Below are 18,738 nucleotides of genomic sequence, written 5' to 3' on the forward strand. Positions count from 1 at the left end.
CAGTCTAGCGAGATTTTAGATCGTTGTGTCAGATTTTTCGACAGCGGCTAAGAATGCCTTAAAGGAAACTCTCAGGAATGACCAGCACGTCGCCCGGGCGCATCTGGATGTTGGCCGAGATGTCGCCGTCCTTGATCAGGTCATCGAGGCGCACGCGGTATTGCTGCTGCTTGCCGTCCACGGTGCGGATCAGGCTGGCGCGGTTGCCGGACGCGAATTCGGTCACGCCGCCCACGGCAATCAGCACATCCATCAAAGACATGTCCCTGCGATACGGCAGAGCCTGCGGACGGGCTGCCTGGCCGATGACGCGGATCTGCTCGCTGTAATTGCCGACAAAGTTCGTGACGACCACGGTCACGACCGGCTGCTGAATGAACTTGGCGAGTGCCGCCTCAATGTCGCGCGCCAGCTGGGTCGATGTCTTGCCGGCGGCCGGCAGGTCTTCCACCAGCGGCGTGGTGATCTTGCCATCTGGACGGACCGGCACCGACATCGACACTTCCGGATTGCGCCACACGATGATATTGATCGCATCACCCGGGCCGATCAGGTATTCCGGGTTCACCGCTTCGGTTGAAGGCAGCGCCGGCAGGTTGCTGGCGCAGCCGCCCAGGATGAACAGGCAGCTGATCGCGACAGCCTGGGCCGCGCGCTTGATCTTGGGGGTCATGTTCGTGCTCACGTCAAAATCCTCGGGTTGGCATGGCGCCTGGTCGGCTGCCGCATGCATGCAATATTGTTGAGCATAATTCTATACCATAGCACTTCGGCAACACCTGCACAATTGAAATACTTGTGGCGCGCGCGCCAGTCCCTGGCTTGCCGCCTTACTGCGGGCGCTGCAGGAGCTCGCGCACGTGGCGCACCGGAATGGCGTAAGTGATGCCGCTCGGGTCTGACACTGCGCTTTCCCGCAAACCCTTCAGGAATACCATATTGATCACCCCGACCACGCTGCCGTCGTCGGGCCGGAACAGGGGGCTGCCGCTGTTGCCGGGATAGGCGGTGCCGTCGAGCTGATAGATCCGGAACGGCGAGCGCTGCAGCTGGGTGATCGCACGCGCGTCGAGCTGGCGCGAATTCAGCGAGGGCCGCACCACCGGCGTGATCGCGGCCAGCAGCGCGCGGTGGGTCGCCGCATGCAGGCCCAGGCGCATGCCCAGCGGGTAGCCGGTAAATGCCAGCTCCTGCCCTTCGGCCACGCTGTCGTCGGCGGCCAGGGCCAGCGGGGCCAGCGGCGCGCCGGACAGGCGCAGGTGGGCCAGATCGTGTTCCGCGTCCAGCGCCACCAGGCGCGCCGGACGGAAGCTGACGGAGGCGCCCTCGCCGCCGATCACGATTCCCAGCTCTTCCTTGCGCGCGGTGTCCAGCTGCTTGGGGATGGCGTGGGCATTGGTAATGATGCTCAGGCCATCGCCGACGGCGAAGCCGGTGCCGACGAACACGACGGCGGGCTGGCGGGTCTTGAGCAAGGTGCCGACGCCGACCACCGAAGGCTTGATCTGCGCCACCGTACGGGGCAAGTTCTGGGCCCTGGCCGCGCCTGGAACGGTAGCGGCGACGGCCAGGACGAGAGAGTGCAGGAGCACTTGCAGCGCGATTCTCCTGGGCGTTTTGGGCGCCGCCGCAAGGTTTCGAACAAGAATCAATCGTGTGGGCACTTTTGTCTTTCCGACATTAAAATACGTATTTGACACAGGGCAATTTTCGTTAAAGAAACGGTCATGAGTGTACGCGAGCGGAGGGGTGAAGTGGCAACGCAATGGATAGCCAAACAGCATTTCCATGGCTAAATGTTGCTATCACATAACTTTTGAACGCTGAATTCATGGAAAAACCGTCAAATGTTTATTGCGGTTAGGAATTTGTGTTGCATGGACCACCATTTTTGTCGTGTCTGCCGCCTATTTTTCCGACCCGCAATTGCAATTGCTCAGTCAACAAGCGATCATGCAGACTATTTGACATTTTTATTGATTGATGAGCTTGCCATATCACGGGCAATCTCTTAGGCGAGAATCCACACATGGCAGATATCACAGCCGCAATCCTTAACTTCCTCAAGGCAATCGGGAAGTACCGCTGGCATGCAGTCTTCATCACCTGGGCCGTGGCCATTGTCGGCTGGGTGGTGGTCCTGAAACTGCCCAACCAGTACGAAACCTCGGCGCGCGTCTACGTCGATACCCAGAGCATCCTCAAGCCTCTGCTGTCGGGCATGACCACGCTGCCGAACCTCGACCAGCAAGTGCTGTACATGCGCCGCACCCTGATCAGCCGGCCGAACGTGGAACGCGTGATGCGCATGGTCGACCTCGACGTCAAGGCCAAGAACGCCAAGGAACACGACGAGATCGTCGAAGAGCTGATGGAGAAGATCAAGATCGCCGGCACCGAGCGCGACGACATCTATACCATCAGCTACACTGCCCCCGATCCGAAGCTGGGCAAGGACGTGGTGCAGTCGCTGTTGGCTATTTTCATGGAAGGCAGCTTCGGCGGCAAGAAGCAGGATTCCGAGAAGGCGGTCCAGTTCATCGACGACCAGATCCGCAATTACGAGGAAAAGCTGGCGGCGGCCGAGAACAGCCTGAAGGAATTCAAGATCCGCAACATGGGCATGCTGCCGTCGGAAGGCGGCGACTTCGGTTCGCGCATGATGGCTGCCAGCGAAACGCTGAACAGCGCACGCCTGGAGCTGGCCGAAGCCGAGCAGGCGCGCAACGCGATCCGCCGCCGCATCGCCGGCGAAGCCGCCCCGGGCGAGACCGCGCCGATCCCGATCACCGACCCGGAACTCGAGTCGCGCATCGCCGCCGTCACCAAGACCCTGGACGGCCTGCGTACCCAGTACACCGAAGCGCACCCCGACATCATCGCCAACGCCCGCCTGCTCGACCAGCTCGTCGCGCGCAAGCAGGAACTGGCCAAGAACCGCAAGCCGAGCGCCGACCCGGGCGCCGGCTACAGCCCGATGCTGCAGCAGATGAACGTGGCGCTGTCGGAAGCCGAGGCGCGCGTGGCCGCGCTGCAGGCGCGGGTCAGCGAACACTCGGCACGCGTGGCGCGCCTGCGCGCCCAGAGCAGCCAGGCCCCCGAGATCGAGGCCCAGCTGGCCCAGCTCAACCGCGACTACGCAGTCAACCGCGAGAACTACCAGCAGCTGGTGCAACGCCGCGAGTCGGCCAAGCTGTCGGGCGACCTGACTTCGGCCACCGACATGCTGGCCTTCCGCGTGATCGAGCCGCCGACCGCGCCGCTGCTGCCGTCCGGGCCGAACCGCCTGCGCCTGTTCTCGCTGGTGTTCGTCGGCGCGCTGGTCGCCGGCCTGGCCTCGGCCTTCCTGATGAGCCAGCTGCGTCCGACCTTCCTGAGCCAGGCCGCCCTGCGCGAGGTGACCGGCCTGCCGATCCTCGGCTCGATCAGCATGAACTGGACCGAACAGCAGACCGTCCGCCGCAAGCGCCGCCTGGTTGCCCTGGGCGCCGCCGTGGCGGTGCTGCTGGCCATCTACGGCGCCGGCGTGACCGCCATCCTGGTCCGCCCGGGCCTGTAACCGATCAAGGAGCAGACGTGAGCATTATCGAAAAAGCGGCGCGCCGCATCGACCAGGAACGCGGCCAGGCCGCGCCGGTCCAGGCGCCGGCGCCGATGCCGGCGCAGCTGGCTGTATCGCACGCCGTGGAAACGGCCGACCTCGACGTCCTCGAACCGGTCGTCGCCACGGCGCCGGTGCTGCCGCCTCCGCCCCCAAGCGCCCCGGCCTCCAGCGCATCCGCAGCGGCTGCCTCGGCCCCGGTCCTCGAAGCCGATGCCGCGCCGCGGCGCCAGACCCGCAAGGTGGAACTCGACCTGGCCAAGATGCGCGCCAGCGGCATGGTGACCGCTGCCGGCGGCCGTACTTCGCTGGTGGAGGATTTCCGCATCATCAAGCGCCCCCTGCTCAAGCGCGCCTTCGGCGAACGCCAGCCGCGCGAGAATCCGGCCAACCTGATCATGGTGACCAGCTCGCTGCCGGGCGAAGGCAAGACCTATTGCGCCATCAACCTGGCGATGAGCATCGCCATGGAACTCGACCACACCGTGCTGCTCGTGGATGCCGACGTGGCCCGCCCTTCGGTGCTGGGCACGCTCGGCCTGCCGGCCCAGCGCGGCCTGATGGACCTGCTGGTGGACGACAAGCTCGACGTCTCCGACGTCCTGCTGCGCACCAACGTCGACACCCTGAGCATCCTGGCCGCCGGCACCAGCACCCCGCGCGCCACCGAGCTGCTCGCCAGCTCGACCATGGCCAACCTGGTGCAGGAGATCGCCAACCGCTATCCGGACCGGGTCGTGATCTTCGACTCGCCGCCCCTGCTGCTTACCAGCGAGGCGCGCGCCCTGGCCAGCCACATGGGCCAGATCGTGGTGGTCGTGGAAGCCCAGAAGACCACCCAGCACGCGGTCGGCGAAGCGCTGCGCCAGCTCGAGGGCTGCCCCAACGTCAACCTTATCTATAACAAGACCAGGGACATCCCCGGCATCGAAGAAACGTATGATTACCACTATGGGTGAGCTGCGTGCCGGCGTGGCACGCATGCCGCGCCTGGCGCCGCTCGCAATCGCAGCGATGCTGCTGGCATCCGAGTGCCGCGCCGACTGGCGCGTGGTGCCGGCGCTCACGCTGACCGAGCGCTACACCGACAATTTTTACCAGGAAGGCAAGGACCTGAAACGGTCGCAGTTCATCAGCGAGCTCACGCCCTCCTTATCCTTCCTCAAGACCGGCCCGCGCCTTGTCCTCAACGGCACGGCTCAATGGCGTCACTTCGATTACCGTGACGACGACCTGCGCGACACGCTCGACCACAGCTTCGAATATGCCGTATCGGGCCGTGGCACGCTGGCCAAGGACTTCCTGTACGTCGACGCCAGCGCCTCGGCCAGGCCGAACAACATCTCCGTCTTCGGTCCCCGGGTCGAGGATGCGCCCTACCTTTCGGCCAACCAGGCCAAGGTCAAGACCTGGCGCGTCAGTCCCTATCTCGAACATCGCTACGGAAGGACGGCAACCCTGGCGATGCGCTATGCGCGCGACCGGGTGGAAGGTGGACGGGGTGCACGCGGCTTCGGCAACAGCAGCAGCGACAGCGTCAGTGCGAGCCTGGCCAGCGGCCCGGCCTTCAATCAGGTAGGCTGGGGCCTGACCCATGTGCGCCAGGACCTGGACGATACCTACAATGGCGAGACCTCGAGCGAGAGCACGACCGCCAATGTGCGCTACGCGCTTACCAGGCGCTTCGCCCTGACCGCCACGGTGGGCTACGACAATTACCAGTTCGTAGGCCTTGGCAACGACACCGCCGGACGCAACTGGTCGGTCGGCTTCAACTGGACGCCGTCACAGCGCACCAACCTGAGCGCGGCGCTCGGCCGCCATTTCTACGGCCAGACCGGCAGCTTCTCCCTGCTCCACCGCAGTCGCCGCACCTCCTGGAACCTCGCCTACAACGATGGCGTGACCACCGCGCGCGAACAGTTCCTGCTGCCTTCCACGATCGACACCACCGAACTGCTGGACCGGCTGTTTGCCGCTTCCATCACCGACCCGGTCGCACGCCAGCAGGCGGTCGCCGCCTACATCCGCGACACTGGACTGCCTCCCAGCATATCCGAGAACGTCAACTTCCTGAGCAACCGTTATTTCCGCCAGAAGCAGCTGCTGGGATCGATGGCTTTCAAGATGGCGCGTACCAGCGGCGTGCTGTCCCTGTCCAGCAGCGAACGAATTGCCCTGTCGAACGAGCAGAGCGACAGTGTTCTGCTGGGGACCCAGGTGGGTGGACGCAACGACAACGTCCGCCAGCACGACGCGACCGCCAACCTCAACTACCGCCTGAGCCCACGCACCAGCGCGCTCGCCGTGGTCGGCTGGGGACGCAGCCGCTCGCTGACTACCGATGTCGTCGACACCCGGCGCGACTTCAGGCTCGGGCTTACACACCAGTTGAGCCGCGAGGTGCGCGCGGCGGTCGACCTGAACCGCCGCTTCGGCACCTATGGCCGTCTCGGCCGCAGCAGTGGGCCGTTCTACGAAAATTCCATTTCCGCCAGCCTGTCCGCCCAGTTTTAAGGAGCCGCACGCGATGTACGAGACTTACTACGGGCTGTCCGCCAAGCCTTTCCAGCTGCGCCCGGACCCCCACTTCTTCTTCGGCAGCAAGGGCCACAAGCGCGCCATGGCCTACCTCGAGTACGGCCTGTCGCAGGGCGAGGGCTTCATCGTCATCACCGGTGAAGTCGGCGCCGGCAAGACCACCCTGGTGCGCAACCTGCTCAACAAGATCCCGACCGACCAGATCGTCGCCGCCCACATCGTCAACACCAGCCTCGATCCGGAAGACACCCTGCGCATGGTGGTGTCGAGCTTCGGCCTGCCGTATGAAGGCGCCAGCAAGGCCGAGCTGCTCAATCGCCTGGAACAGTTCCTGCGCGGCGTCGACCGCCAGGGCAAGCGCGCCCTGCTCGTGATCGACGAAGCCCAGAACCTGAACGCGCGCACGGTCGAGGAACTGCGCATGCTGTCGAACTTCCAGACCGACGACCGCTCGCTGCTGCAGACCTTCCTGCTGGGCCAGCCGGAATTCCGCGCCACCCTGCACAGCCCCGGCATGCAGCAGCTGCGCCAGCGCGTGATCGCCAGCTACCACCTGGGGCCGATGGATGCGCAGGAAACCCGCGCCTACGTCGAGCACCGCCTGGCCACGGTCGGCTGGCAGGGCGACCCCGCCTTCGACGAGGGCGCGCACGCGGCGATCTTCGGCTACAGCGGCGGCATCCCGCGCAAGACCAATACCCTGATGGACCGGGTGCTCCTGATGGGCTACCTGGAAGAGATGCATGCCTTCGGCGAAGCCGACATCAGCACCGTGGTGCGCGACATCGCCGAGGAATACCAGCTGCCCGAGGTCATGGGCACGACGGACGCCGGCGCCCTGCAGCAAGGCGAGCTGCGCACGGTCGACACCCGCATGGGCGACCGCCGCGCCGCCAGCGTGGAGGTGCTCGACGAACGCATGATGCGTCTCGAGAAGTCGATCGTCTCGGTACTGTCGATCCTGAAGAAAATCGTCGCCACGCCCCAGGGCGCGGCGGCCCAGCACATGGACAACCAGGAATGAAACCCTACGAACCCGTCGCCCGCCCCGCTCCCGCTCCGGGCGAGCGCATCAGGAATGCGATGACCTGCGACGTCGAGGACTATTTCCAGGTCTCGGCCTTCGCTCCCTACATCGACCGCGACTCCTGGCCTTCCCGCGAATGCCGGGTCGAGGCCAACATGGAACGCATCCTGGCCATCTACGAACGCCATGGCGTGAAGGCCACCTTCTTCACGCTGGGCTGGATCGCCGAGCGCTATCCAGGCATGGTGCGCAGGATCGTCGCCGCCGGCCACGAGCTGGCCAGCCACGGCTACGGCCACCTGCGCGCCTCGGACCAGAGCCGGGAACAGTTCGACAACGACATCCGATCCAGCAAGGCCCTGCTGGAAGACATCGGCGGCCAGGCCGTGCTGGGCTACCGTGCGCCGAGCTTCTCGATCGGCCACGCCAACCTGTGGGCGCTGGAGGCGCTGCAGGAAGCCGGCTACCGCTACAGCTCGAGCATCTACCCGATCGCCCACGACCATTACGGCATGCCGGACGCGCCGCGCTTCGCTTTCTACCCGCACGGTCCGGACGGCCTGCTGGAAGTCCCGGTCACCACCGTCAACATGCTGGGCCGAAACCTGCCGGCCGGCGGCGGCGGCTACTTCCGCCTGCTGCCCTACGCGCTGTCGCGCTGGATGATGCAGAAGGTGAACCGCGAAGACCGCCAGCCGGCCCTGTTCTACTTCCATCCCTGGGAACTCGACCCGGGCCAGCCGCGCCCGCAAGGGCTGGACGCCAAGTCGCGCTTCCGCCACTACGTGAACATCGAGCGCATGGAAGGCCGCCTCGAGCAGCTGGCGCGCGACTTCGCCTGGGACCGCATGGACCGCATCTTCCTCGACCAACGATAACCACCCCTGCAGCACCGACGCAAGACAACAACACCAACAAGGCATAGCACGGCATGAACTCGATCATTGAAGCGGCACAGGCCAAGCGCGCCGCCCCGGTGCTCGCCACCGGACCGCAAACCCTCCACCTCCTGCAGCCGCACGAACGCGCGCGCTGGGATGCTTTCGTACGCTCCTGCCCGGACGCGACCTTCTTCCACCTGTCGGGCTGGCAGAAGGTCATCGAAGAGTCCTTCGGCATCAAGACCTGGTTCTACTACGTCCAGCAGGACGGCCAGATCCAGGGCGTGCTGCCGCTGGCCGAAATCAAGAGCCGCCTGTTCGGCCACTCGCTGGGCGCGATGCCCTTCTGCGTGTATGGCGGCGTGGCCGCCATCGACGATGGCGCCCGCCTGCTGCTCGACGACGCCGCCGACAAGCTGGCGCGCGAGCTGGGCGTCGGCCACCTCGAGTACCGCGGCATGACCCGCGCCCACCCGGACGACGCCAGCTGGCACACCAAGGAGCTGTACGTCACCTTCCGCAAGGAGATCAGCGCCGACGACGAGGCCAACATGAACGCCATCCCGCGCAAGCAGCGCGCCATGGTGCGCAAGGGGATCAAGCTGGGCCTGAAAGGCGTGGTCGAGGACAATGTCGACCGCATGTTCGAGGCCTATGCCAACAGCGTGCTGCGCCTGGGCACCCCGGTGTTCCCGAAAAAATACTTCGCCCTGCTGCAGCAGACCTTCGGCGACGAATGCGAGGTGCGCAGCATCTACACCGAGGACGACCGCCTGGTGGCCTCGGTGCTGTCCTTCTACTGGCGCGACGAGGTCGTGCCCTACTACGGCGGCGGCATGGACCTGGCGCGCGAAGTGGCGGGCAACGACTTCATGTACTGGAACCTGATGCAGGCTGCGGCCGCGCGCGGGTGCCGCATCTTCGACTACGGCCGCAGCAAGCTGGGCACCGGCGCCTACGATTTCAAGAAGAACTGGGGCTTCGTCGCCACGCCGCTGCCCTACGAATACAAGCTGTATACCTCGGACAAGCTGCCGGACAATAACCCGCTGAATCCGAAGTACCAGCTGTTCATCAAGATGTGGAAGAAGCTGCCGCTGCCGGTGGCGAACTTCCTCGGCCCCTATATCGTGCGCAACCTGGGATAAGACGTGGAAGACCTGCTGCTGCTGATCCACCGGATCCCCTACCCGCCCAACAAGGGCGACAAGATCCGTTCCTACCACCTGCTCAAGCACCTGGCGCGCGACTACAAGGTGCACCTGGCGACTTTCGTGGACGATCCCGACGACTGGCAGCACGTGCCGACCGTCGAGAAGATGTGCGCAAGCAGCCACTTCGCGGCCCTCAATCCGACCCTGGCCCGCGTGCGCAGCCTGGGCGCGCTGGTCAAGAAGCGCTCGCTCTCGCTCGACTACTACCGCGACGCCGGCCTGGCGCGCTGGGTCGACCAGACCGTCGCCGCCCACAGGATCCAGCGGGTGCTGGTGTTCTCGTCGGCGATGGCCCAGTACGCCGACAAGTACCCGAACGCACGCCGCGTGGTCGACTTCTGCGACGTCGACTCCGACAAGTGGCGCCAGTACGCCGACAAGAAATCCTGGCCGATGAGCTGGCTGTACCGCCACGAGGCGCGCCAGCTGCTGTCCTACGAGCGCCAGGTGGCGCGCGACTACGATGCCTCGCTGTTCGTGTCGGCGCCGGAAGCGGACCTGTTCCGCCAGCTGGCCCCCGAGAGCGATGCGCGCATCGGCTTCTTCAGCAACGGCGTCGACACCGACTACTTCTCACCCGACGCCGCCGGCCCTTCTCCCTTCAAGGACGGCGAGCAGGCCATCGTGTTCACCGGCGCCATGGACTACTGGCCGAACGTGGATGCGGTGCAGTGGTTCGCCAGCGAGGCGATGCCGCTGCTGCGCGCGCGCTTCCCCGAACTGCGCTTCTATATCGTCGGCGCCCGTCCGGCGCCAGCGGTACAGGAACTGGCGAAGCAGCCGAACATCGTGGTCACCGGCACCGTGCCGGACGTGCGCCCGTATATCAAGCATGCGTGCGCCGCAGTGGCGCCGCTGCGCATCGCGCGCGGCATCCAGAACAAGGTGCTCGAGGCGATGGCGATGGCCACGCCGGTGGTGGTGACGCCGCAGGCGCTGGAGGGCATCGAGGCCGAGCCGGGCCGCGAACTGGTGCTGGCGCAGGATGCAGCCGGTTTCGTCGAGGCGGTGGCGCAGCTGCTGGCCCGCAACGGCAACGACATGGGCCTGGCCGCACGCGCCAGGGTTGAACGCAAGTACAGCTGGCCGAGCAACCTGGCCTGCATCGGGGAGCGACTCGAATGTTCCTGAAACCTCCGCCTGGCATCGACCAGGCCGCCGCACATGCCGCACCTGGCTCTGTCCCGCTCCCGGCCGCGCAGGCGCGCGCCAGCATCGTCGCGCTGGCCGTCGCCCTGCTGGCCCCGATCCTGCTGTTCTACGGCACCGCGGCGTCGATGGTCGGGATCTGGAACAGTTCCGAGACCTTCGCCCACGGCTACGTGATCCTGCCGGTCAGCCTGTGGCTGATCTGGCGCCAGCGCGCCTGGTTCGCGCACATCCCGGCGCGTCCCTGGTGGCCGGGACTGGCGCTGATGGCCGGCGCCGGCGCGGCCTGGCTGGCCGGGCGCATGGGCGACGTCGGGGTCGTGATGCAGTACGCCTTCGTGGCGATGATGCCGCTGGCTGCGCTCACGCTGCTGGGCCCGCGCCTGGCGGCGAAATTCACCTTCCCGCTGCTGTTCCTGCTGTTCGCGGTGCCCTTCGGCGAGGTGTTCGTCGGCCCCCTGATCCAGCATACCGCCGACTTCACGGTGTGGGCGGTGCAGGCCACCGGCATCCCGGTGCTGCGCAACGGCACCCGTTTCGAACTGCCCACCGGCAGCTGGTCGGTGGTCGAGGCCTGCAGCGGCATCCGCTACCTGATCTCCTCGATCACGCTGGGCTGCCTGTATGCCTACCTGACCTACCAGTCGAACCTGCGGCGCGCCGTCTTCATCGGCATGGCGATCGTGGTGCCGATCGTCGCCAACTGGCTGCGCGCCTACGGCATCGTGATGATCGGCCATACCAGCAGCATGGAACTGGCCACCGGCGTCGACCACCTGGTCTACGGCTGGCTGTTCTTCGGCCTCATCATGTTCCTCATGTTCTGGGTCGGCAGCTACTGGCGCGAGGACGACAAGCCCGCAGTTCCGGTTGCGCCGCAGCCCGGCTACGCCACGGTCGCGGCACCGAGCATGTCACCTGGCCCGGCAAAGTCGCTGGTGCTGGTTGCGGTGGCCGTCGTGGCGGTCGCCGCCGCCTGGCCGGCCTTCGCCGCATTCAACGACCGCGTCAACCATGATCCGCGGCCGGTGGCGCTGTCCGTTCCGGAGCTGGCCTGGCCGGTGGCGGCGGGATTCCCGGACTGGCAGGTCGACTACATGGAGCCGGACGCGCGCGTGGCGCGCGCCTACCGATCGCCCGAAGGGCGTCCGGTCCTGCTGCAGGTGCTGTACTACCGCAACCAGAACAAGCAGAAAGGCCTGATCAGCTCAGTCAACCGCCTGGCAGGTGAAAAGAGCCCCTTCCACCAGACCGCCGCCAGCCAGCGCACCGAGCAAACCGGCGCCGGCCAGCTGCCGCTGCGCGAAGCCGTGCTGAACGGGCCGGGCGGACCGCTGCTGGTCTGGCAAATTCTGTGGGTCGACGGCCGCTACACGACCAGCAATGTCGCAGGCAAGCTGCGCCAGGCGCAGGGCAAGCTGCAGTTCCGCGGCGACGACGGCGCCATGGTCGCGATCGCCGTGCCCTACGAGGGTACCGATGCGGAAGGCGCACGCGCCACGCTGCGCGCCTTCCTCGGCCAGAACTTCGGCACCGTGGACCGCGCCCTCGTGCAGGCGCGCGGGAAATAAAGGAAGGCAGCATGCGCAACGACCTTGTCCACCTGGAGACTCCCGGCATGCAGCGCCCGCTGGTCGTGCACCTGACCTACTCGCTCGACGTCGGCGGGCTGGAAACCCTGCTGGTGGACTGCATCAACCGCATGCCGCCGGAACGCTACCGGCATGCGGTGGTGTGCCTGACGCGCTATACGGATTTCGCCAAGCGCATCACCCAGCCCGGCGTCGAGCTGTACGCGCTGGGCAAGCCGCCCGGCCTGGGGCTCGGCACCCACCTGAAGTTCTGGAAACTGATGCGCCGGCTGCGTCCGGCCATCCTGCACACCTACAACCTGTCGGCGCTCGAGTACAACTTCAGCGGCGCGCTGGCCGGCATCCCGGTGCGCATCCATGCCGAGCACGGGCGCGACGCCAGCGATCCGCACGGCCTGAACCCGAAGCACAACTTCCTGCGCCGCCGCCTGGCGCCCTTCATCGACTGCTTCATCCCGGTGTCGGAAGACCTGCGCCGCTGGCTTGGCGAGAAGGTAGGAATTCCGGCGGAGCAGACCTTGTTCATCCGGAACGGCGTCGATACCGAGCGCTTCGCCGCCGCTGCCGCCAGCCAGGCCTCGCCATGGGGGCCGGACGACATCGTGATCGGCACCGTGGCGCGCATCCAGGACGTCAAGAACCACCGCGGCCTGATCGAGGCCTTCGCCCGCCTGCGCGAACTGGAGCCTTCGCTGCGCGAGCGCCTGCGCCTGAGCATCGTCGGCGACGGTCCCCTGATGGGCGCCGTGCGCGAACAGGTGGCCAGCCTGGGCCTGCAGGACGTGGTCTGGCTGCCCGGCGCGCGCGCCGACGTGGCGGCGCTGCTGCACGGCTTCTCGCTGTTCGCCCTGCCCTCGCTGGCCGAAGGCACGCCGGTCTCGATGCTCGAAGCGATGGCCTGTGGCCTGCCGGTGGTGGCATCGAAGGTCGGCGGCATTCCCGAGGTCGTGACCGACGGCGTCGAGGGCAGCCTGGTGCCGGTCCAGGACACGGAAGCGCTGGCCCGGACATTAGCGAGCTACGTGCGCGACCCGGCCTTGCGCAGGCAACGCGGCGAAGCGGCGCGCGCACGGGTCGAAGCGGCGTTCAGCATGCGCGCCATGCTGGCGGAGTACGGCAAGCTGTACGACCGCCTGTGTCGGCAGAAGATTCGCCAGCCGGCTTGATTAAGCTTGGCTGAAGCAATCCAGAAAAAGATTAGAGAAACTTAAGGAACACCTACCATGTGCGGAATTGTCGGCATCCTGGATACCCGCGGCGCTCGCCCGATCGACCGCGAAGCGCTGCGGCGCATGAACGAAAGCCAGTTCCACCGGGGCCCCGACGAGGGCGAACTGTACCTGGAGCCGGGCCTGGGCATGGGCCACCGCCGCCTGTCGATCATCGACATCGCCACCGGCCAGCAGCCCTTCCGCAGCGCCGACGGCACCATGACCCTGGTGTTCAACGGCGAGATCTACAACTACCGCGCGCTACGCGACGAGCTGGTGGCCCAAGGCCACGTGTTCCGCACCAAGTCGGACACCGAAGTCATCATGCAGGCGTATCAAGCCTGGGGCGAGGACTGCGTGCAGCGCCTGCGCGGCATGTTCGCCTTTGCCCTCTGGGACCGCAACAAGCAGCTGATGTTCATGGCGCGCGACCACGTCGGCGTCAAGCCGATGTTCTATTCGCTGCTGCCGAACGGCCTGTTCGTGTTCGGTTCCGAGCTGAAGTCGATCATGACCTTCCCGGAACTGTCGCGCGAGCTGAACCCGCGCGCGGTGGAGGATTACTTCGCCTACGGCTACGTGCCCGAGCCGAACACGATCTACCACAACGCCTTCAAGCTCAGCCCCGGTTACTGCATCACCCTGCGCATCGGCGACACGCAGATCAAGCCGCGCCAATACTGGGACCTGCCCTTCAAGCCGCAGCCGCAGCGCCCGCAGGCAGACATCGAGCGCGAGCTGATCGAGCGCCTGCGCGAGTGCGTCGGCAGCCAGATGGAATCCGAAGTGCCGCTTGGCGCCTTCCTGTCCGGCGGGGTCGACTCGAGCGCGGTGGTGGCGATGATGGCGCAGCAGGACACCAAGGCGGTGCAGACCTGCTCGATCGGCTTCGACGACCCGGACTACGACGAATCGGTCTACGCCAACGAGGTCGCCACGCGCTACCGCACCAACCACTTCTCGCAGATCGTCGACAAGGACGACTACGGCCTGGTCGACACCTTGGCGCGCCTGTACGACGAGCCCTTCGCCGACAGTTCGGCGATCCCGACCTACCGGGTCTGCCAGCTGGCGCGCCAGCGCGTGACGGTGGCGCTGTCGGGCGACGGCGGCGACGAGAACTTCGCCGGCTACCGCCGCTACCGCTTCGCGATGGCCGAGCAGCGGGTGCGCGACAAGTTGCCTCTGGGCCTGCGCAAACCCGTGTTCGGCGCCCTGGGACGCCTGTACCCGAAAGCCGACTGGGCGCCGCGCGTGCTGCGCGCCAAGACCACCTTCGAAGCGCTGGCGCGCGACACCGTCGAGGGCTACTTCCATGGCGTCTCGCGCATGCCGGACCGCATGCGCGCGGAGCTGTTCTCGGACGGCTTCAAGCGCCGCCTGCAGGGCTACAGCGCGATCGAGGTGTTCCGCGAACATGCTGCGAACGCGCCGACCGACGATCCGCTGGCGCTGATCCAGTACCTCGACTTCAAGACCTGGCTGCCGGGCGACATCCTGACCAAGGTCGACCGCGCCAGCATGGCCCATTCGCTCGAAGTGCGGGTACCGCTGCTCGACCATACCTTCGTGGAGTGGGCGTCAGGCCTGCCTGGCGACATCAAGCTCGGCGGCGGCGAAGGCAAGTACATCTTCAAGAAGTCGCTCGAGCCCTTCCTGTCGCACGACGTGCTGTACCGCTCCAAGAAAGGCTTTTCGATCCCGCTCGCGGACTGGCTGCGCGGACCGCTGCGCGACAAGCTGCGCGCCGCGGTGCGTTCGCCGCAGCTGCTGGACACGGGGATCTTCAACGCGGACTTCCTGAGCACGATGGCCGAGCAGCACATCGCGGCTACCCATGATCACAGCGCGGCGCTGTGGCAGGTGCTGATGTTCGAGACTTTCCTGCGGGTGAACGCGGCGTCCTGAAAAAGGCAGCCGCCAAAAACGGCGATGCCCGCATCGGCGGGCATCGGGTCTAGCTGCGGTCGTTGCCGAGCGCGCCGGAGCGCGCGCCCAAGCCCATCCGGTCGAGGTAGTAGCGGCCGATCGACAGCCAGCGCTTGCGGGTCTGGCGCAGCCAGGCCGCCGGCGGCTTGATCGGGTGCCACAGCACGTCCTTGCGGCGTCCCGCGCGCAGCCGGATGTTCATGGTTCCGAAGCTGCCGTTCTTCTCGAAACGGTCCCCGGCTTCGCCGTAGTAGCGCAGGCCGCGGTCCTGCTCGCCCACGTACTTGCCGTTGCCTCCGATGTCGACCACGCTCATGCCGGCGTGCTTGAGGATGGTGGCCCACATGTTCTCGCTATGCCCGCTCCAGCCTTCGCGGTAATAGCGGTCGATGGTATCGAGCGCCAGGCCGCTGATGCGGACGAAGGTCAGGAACACCAGCCAGCTCTGCGAAGGCGTGACGTCGCCGCCGGGAGAGCGCAGCATCGAGGAATACGTCCATTCGTCGAAGCCCCTGGCCAGGTGGGTCGCCAGCAGGTCGCCCTCGCGGCCGGCCAGTCCGGCGAACAGCGCGTGGGCATCGCCGGAGTACTCGACGTCGTCCTCGATCACCCAGTACTGCGCGTAGTCCGGCAGCGCCTTGCGGGCCAGCACGGCCACCAGGTCACAGTTGCCCGGGATCAGGCGGAACGGCCGCGCCGCACCCTTGTAGGGATAGGCCAGGGTGTCGATCGCGTCCGGCCCGAACACATAGTGGTCGAGCGCGATCCCGTCCAGCACCACTTTGCGCACCTCGGTGCGCGCGTCCGGCACATAGGACAGCAGCGCGAAATGGAAGCCGGGCCCCAGGCGCAGGAAAGCCTCGCGGAAACGCAGCAGGCGGCGCCGCACCTTGGCCGGATCGGTGGTCTGGAACAGCAGTATTTCAGCCGGCATTCGATTCTCCTTCCTTGCCGCCAGCTTCAGGACTGGCGTCCCGGCCAGTCGCGGTACCACTCGTAGAAGCGCGCCAGGCCATCCTTGAGCGGCGTGGTCGGCGCGAAACCGACCCAGGCCCTGAGCTTGTCGATCGAGGCATGCGTGGCGGGCACGTCGCCGGCCTGCATCGGCAGGAATTCCTTGCGCGCTTCGATGCCGGTGACTTCCTCGATGCTGCGAATGAAGTCCAGCACCCGCACCGGATTGTGGTTGCCGATATTGAAGACAGTATGCGCCGCCTTGCCTTGCTCCGCCGGGGTCGGCTTGAACAGCAGCCGCACCACGCCTTCGACGATGTCGTCGATGTAGGTGAAGTCGCGCGTCAGCAGGCCTTCGGCGAACACCGGAATCGGCTCACCTTTCATCATCTTCTGGGTGAAGCTGAAATAGGCCATGTCCGGGCGGCCCCAGGGACCGTAGACCGTGAAGAAGCGCAGGCCGGTGGCCGGCAGGCCGAACAGGTGGCTGTAGGAATGCGCCATCAGCTCGTTCGATTTCTTGGTGGCCGCATACAGCGACACCGGTTCGTCGACCTGGTCGTCCTCGCTGAACGGAACCTTGGCATTGGCGCCGTACACGCTGCTGCTGCTCGCGTACAGCAGGTGCTCCACCTTGTGGTGGCGGCAGGCTTCCAGGATATTACCGAAACCCACCAGGTTCGACTGCACGTAGGCAGCCGGATTCTCCAGCGAGTAGCGGACCCCGGCCTGGGCCGCCAGGTGCACCACCAGGGTCGGGCGCACGCGCTCGAACAGCGCCTGCACTGCCGCCGCATCGGCCAGCTCGACGGTTTCGCACGCGACCCCGGCCGGCGCCAGCAGCGCGGCGACCCGGTCGTGCTTCAGGCGCGGCGTGTAGTAGTCGTTGAAATTGTCGCAGCCGACCACCTGGTGGCCCATGGCCGCCAGGCGCGCGGCGACGTGGCTGCCGACGAAGCCGGCCGCGCCCGTCACCAGGACGCGATGCGTCCCACCGATCATTGCACCGCCTTCCGGCTGACGCGCCCAATCCCTTCATAGGCCAGGCCGGCAGCGGCCACTTCGGCCGGATCGTAGATGTTGCGGCCGTCGAAGATCGCCTTGGCGCGCAGGGTCTGGGCCAGCGAGCGGAAGTCCGGCGCGCGGAATTCCTTCCATTCGGTGACCAGCACCAGCGCATCGGCGTTGTCGCATGCCGCTACCGCCGAGCTGGTGATGGTCAGGAGTTCCTCCACGCGCGAGGCGCCGTGCTCGCGCTGCAGGATGTGCAGCGCTTCCTTGCTTGCCACCGGGTCGTAGGCGCGCACGCGGCAACCCAGCGCGAACAGTTCGCGGATCAGGACCAGGCTCGGTGCTTCGCGCATGTCGTCGGTGTTCGGCTTGAACGACAGGCCCCACAGCGCGATGGTCTTGCCGCGCAGGTTATCGGCGCCGCCGAAGAAGCGGACCAGTTTCTTGAACAGGACGTTCTTCTGGGCTTCGTTGACGCGCTCGGTGGCTTCCAGCAGGTGCAGGACCTGGTCGTGTTCGGCGCCGGTCTTGACCAGGGCCTTGACGTCCTTCGGGAAGCAGGAACCGCCGTAGCCCATGCCGGCGTACAGGAACTGGGAGCCGATGCGCGGGTCCAGGCCCATGCCGTGCCGCACCGCTTCGATGTCCGCGCCCAGCCGCTCGGCCAGGTTGGCCAGCTCGTTCATGAAGCTGATGCGGGTGGCCAGCATGGCGTTGGCGGCGTACTTGGTCAGTTCGGCGCTGCGGATGTCCATCTCGACCAGTTTTTCATGGTTGCGGCTGAAGGGCGCGTACAGCTGGCGCATCAGCTTGGTCGCATCGGCGTCGTCGCTGCCCACCACGATGCGGTCGGGGCGCATGAAGTCCTCGATCGCCGCACCTTCCTTCAGGAATTCCGGGTTGCTGACCACGGTGAAGGACACCGTGGAACCACGCTTGTCGATTTCGCCCTGGATGGCGGCGCGCACCTTGTCGGCGGTACCGACCGGCACGGTCGACTTGTCCACCACCACGATCGGCTTCTCGATGCGCTGGCCAATGCTGCGCGCGGCGGCCAGGATGTGGGTCAGGTCGGCGCTGCCGTCTTCGTCCGGCGGGGTGCCCACCGCCAGGAACACGACCTCGGCGTGCTGCACCGCTTCGTCGTAGCTGGTCGAGAACAGCAGGCGGCCAGCCGCGGCGTTGCGTTCAACCATGCTGTCCAGGCCCGGTTCATGGATCGGGATCACACCATTTTTAAGGGAGGCAATCTTCTGTTCGTTGACATCCAGGCAAAGAACGGTGTTGCCGACATCGGCGAAGCAGGCGCCGGAGACCAGGCCCACGTAGCCGGTTCCAATGATCGTGATCTTCATAGTGTTATCTCAGTAAGCGGGTGATGGATAAGCAGGTGATAAGCATGAAAGCGTGAAAAGCGCGTGTTGAACGGGGCGCGGAGCCAGTCCCTGCAAGGCTTCCTGTGTGCCTGAGGGCGAGCACGATTGCCGCGTAACAATGCTTAACAGAACTTGAATTATAGTATCATGGTTGTCAAATTTTTATGGGTTGTGATTCAACCGTGCTGCCCCCGGCAAAAAAATGCTCGTTTCCACAACACTCACATTTTCCAGCGGCCCCCCCGTAGTATC

15 protein-coding genes are annotated in these 18,738 nt (G+C 66.0%); 10 read left to right on the forward strand and 5 right to left on the reverse strand.

The genetic code is table 11. From position 1 onward, the window contains the following. Nucleotides 1-58 precede the first annotated feature (58 nt). Entirely contained in the window at nt 59-673 is a 615-nt protein-coding gene (locus B2R83_RS18230; RefSeq protein ID WP_027864541.1) for an XrtA/PEP-CTERM system exopolysaccharide export protein, read from the reverse strand. Nucleotides 674-830: 157 nt separating this feature from the next. Continuing rightward, a complete protein-coding gene (locus B2R83_RS18235) occupies nt 831-1,592 on the reverse strand; it encodes a S1 family peptidase (protein WP_292044058.1) in 762 nt (253 codons plus the stop codon). 437 nt (nt 1,593-2,029) lie between these two features. Here B2R83_RS18235 and B2R83_RS18240 point away from each other — a divergent pair, with 437 nt between their 5' ends. From B2R83_RS18240 to B2R83_RS18285, 10 genes are read left to right on the forward strand one after another with little or no spacing between them, the layout of a single operon-like run. Then, on the forward strand, nt 2,030-3,559 hold the full coding sequence (locus tag B2R83_RS18240; protein WP_292044059.1) for an XrtA system polysaccharide chain length determinant: 1,530 nt from the start codon (nt 2,030-2,032) through the stop codon (nt 3,557-3,559). A gap of 17 nt (nt 3,560-3,576) precedes the next feature. Then, nucleotides 3,577-4,560 carry an XrtA-associated tyrosine autokinase gene (locus B2R83_RS18245; RefSeq protein WP_292044060.1) on the forward strand — a complete coding sequence of 328 codons (984 nt, stop codon included), beginning with the start codon at nt 3,577-3,579 and terminating at the stop codon, nt 4,558-4,560. Continuing rightward, nucleotides 4,541-6,118, forward strand: coding sequence for a TIGR03016 family PEP-CTERM system-associated outer membrane protein (locus B2R83_RS18250; protein ID WP_292044061.1), 1,578 nt, complete (start codon nt 4,541-4,543; stop codon nt 6,116-6,118). The genes B2R83_RS18245 and B2R83_RS18250 overlap by 20 nt, the downstream gene beginning before the upstream one ends. A 13-nt stretch (nt 6,119-6,131) precedes the next feature. Further along, the gene (locus B2R83_RS18255) at nt 6,132-7,166 is read left to right on the forward strand and encodes an XrtA/PEP-CTERM system-associated ATPase (RefSeq protein WP_292044062.1); all 1,035 of its coding nucleotides are present in this window, start codon (nt 6,132-6,134) and stop codon (nt 7,164-7,166) included. Next, nucleotides 7,163-8,047 (forward strand): XrtA system polysaccharide deacetylase, encoded by an 885-nt coding sequence (locus B2R83_RS18260; protein WP_292044063.1) that lies wholly within the window; start codon nt 7,163-7,165, stop codon nt 8,045-8,047. Before B2R83_RS18255 ends, B2R83_RS18260 begins: the two co-directional genes overlap by 4 nt. 53 nt (nt 8,048-8,100) lie before the next feature. Continuing rightward, nucleotides 8,101-9,198: a FemAB family XrtA/PEP-CTERM system-associated protein gene (locus B2R83_RS18265; RefSeq protein ID WP_292044064.1), complete on the forward strand. Its 1,098-nt coding sequence runs from the start codon at nt 8,101-8,103 to the stop codon at nt 9,196-9,198. A gap of 3 nt (nt 9,199-9,201) precedes the next feature. Next, nucleotides 9,202-10,395 carry a TIGR03087 family PEP-CTERM/XrtA system glycosyltransferase gene (locus B2R83_RS18270; protein ID WP_292044065.1) on the forward strand — a complete coding sequence of 398 codons (1,194 nt, stop codon included), beginning with the start codon at nt 9,202-9,204 and terminating at the stop codon, nt 10,393-10,395. Beyond that, nucleotides 10,386-11,984: an exosortase A gene (gene xrtA, locus B2R83_RS18275; RefSeq protein ID WP_292044066.1), complete on the forward strand. Its 1,599-nt coding sequence runs from the start codon at nt 10,386-10,388 to the stop codon at nt 11,982-11,984. The genes B2R83_RS18270 and xrtA overlap by 10 nt, the downstream gene beginning before the upstream one ends. An 11-nt stretch (nt 11,985-11,995) precedes the next feature. Then, complete coding sequence (locus B2R83_RS18280; RefSeq protein ID WP_292044067.1) at nt 11,996-13,171, forward strand: TIGR03088 family PEP-CTERM/XrtA system glycosyltransferase; 1,176 nt, start codon at nt 11,996-11,998, stop codon at nt 13,169-13,171. 57 nt (nt 13,172-13,228) lie between these two features. Beyond that, entirely contained in the window at nt 13,229-15,124 is a 1,896-nt protein-coding gene (locus tag B2R83_RS18285; protein WP_292044068.1) for an XrtA/PEP-CTERM system amidotransferase, read from the forward strand. Between the two features lie 49 nt (nt 15,125-15,173). Here the strand turns inward: B2R83_RS18285 and B2R83_RS18290 are convergent, their stop codons facing one another. Genes B2R83_RS18290 through B2R83_RS18300 form a run of 3 tightly spaced genes read right to left on the reverse strand, consistent with a single transcriptional unit; the run spans nt 15,174 to nt 18,465 of the window. Further along, on the reverse strand, nt 15,174-16,079 hold the full coding sequence (locus tag B2R83_RS18290; protein WP_292044069.1) for a hypothetical protein: 906 nt from the start codon (nt 16,077-16,079) through the stop codon (nt 15,174-15,176). 26 nt (nt 16,080-16,105) lie between these two features. Next, complete coding sequence (locus B2R83_RS18295; protein WP_209589471.1) at nt 16,106-17,101, reverse strand: NAD-dependent epimerase/dehydratase family protein; 996 nt, start codon at nt 17,099-17,101, stop codon at nt 16,106-16,108. Further along, nucleotides 17,098-18,465 carry a UDP-glucose dehydrogenase family protein gene (locus B2R83_RS18300; RefSeq protein WP_292044070.1) on the reverse strand — a complete coding sequence of 456 codons (1,368 nt, stop codon included), beginning with the start codon at nt 18,463-18,465 and terminating at the stop codon, nt 17,098-17,100. Before B2R83_RS18300 ends, B2R83_RS18295 begins: the two co-directional genes overlap by 4 nt. Between the last annotated feature and the right edge of the window lie 273 nt (nt 18,466-18,738).

This window comes from Massilia sp. UBA6681 (genome assembly GCF_002454935.1).
Taxonomy (GTDB): Bacteria; Pseudomonadota; Gammaproteobacteria; order Burkholderiales; family Burkholderiaceae_D; genus Telluria; species Telluria varians.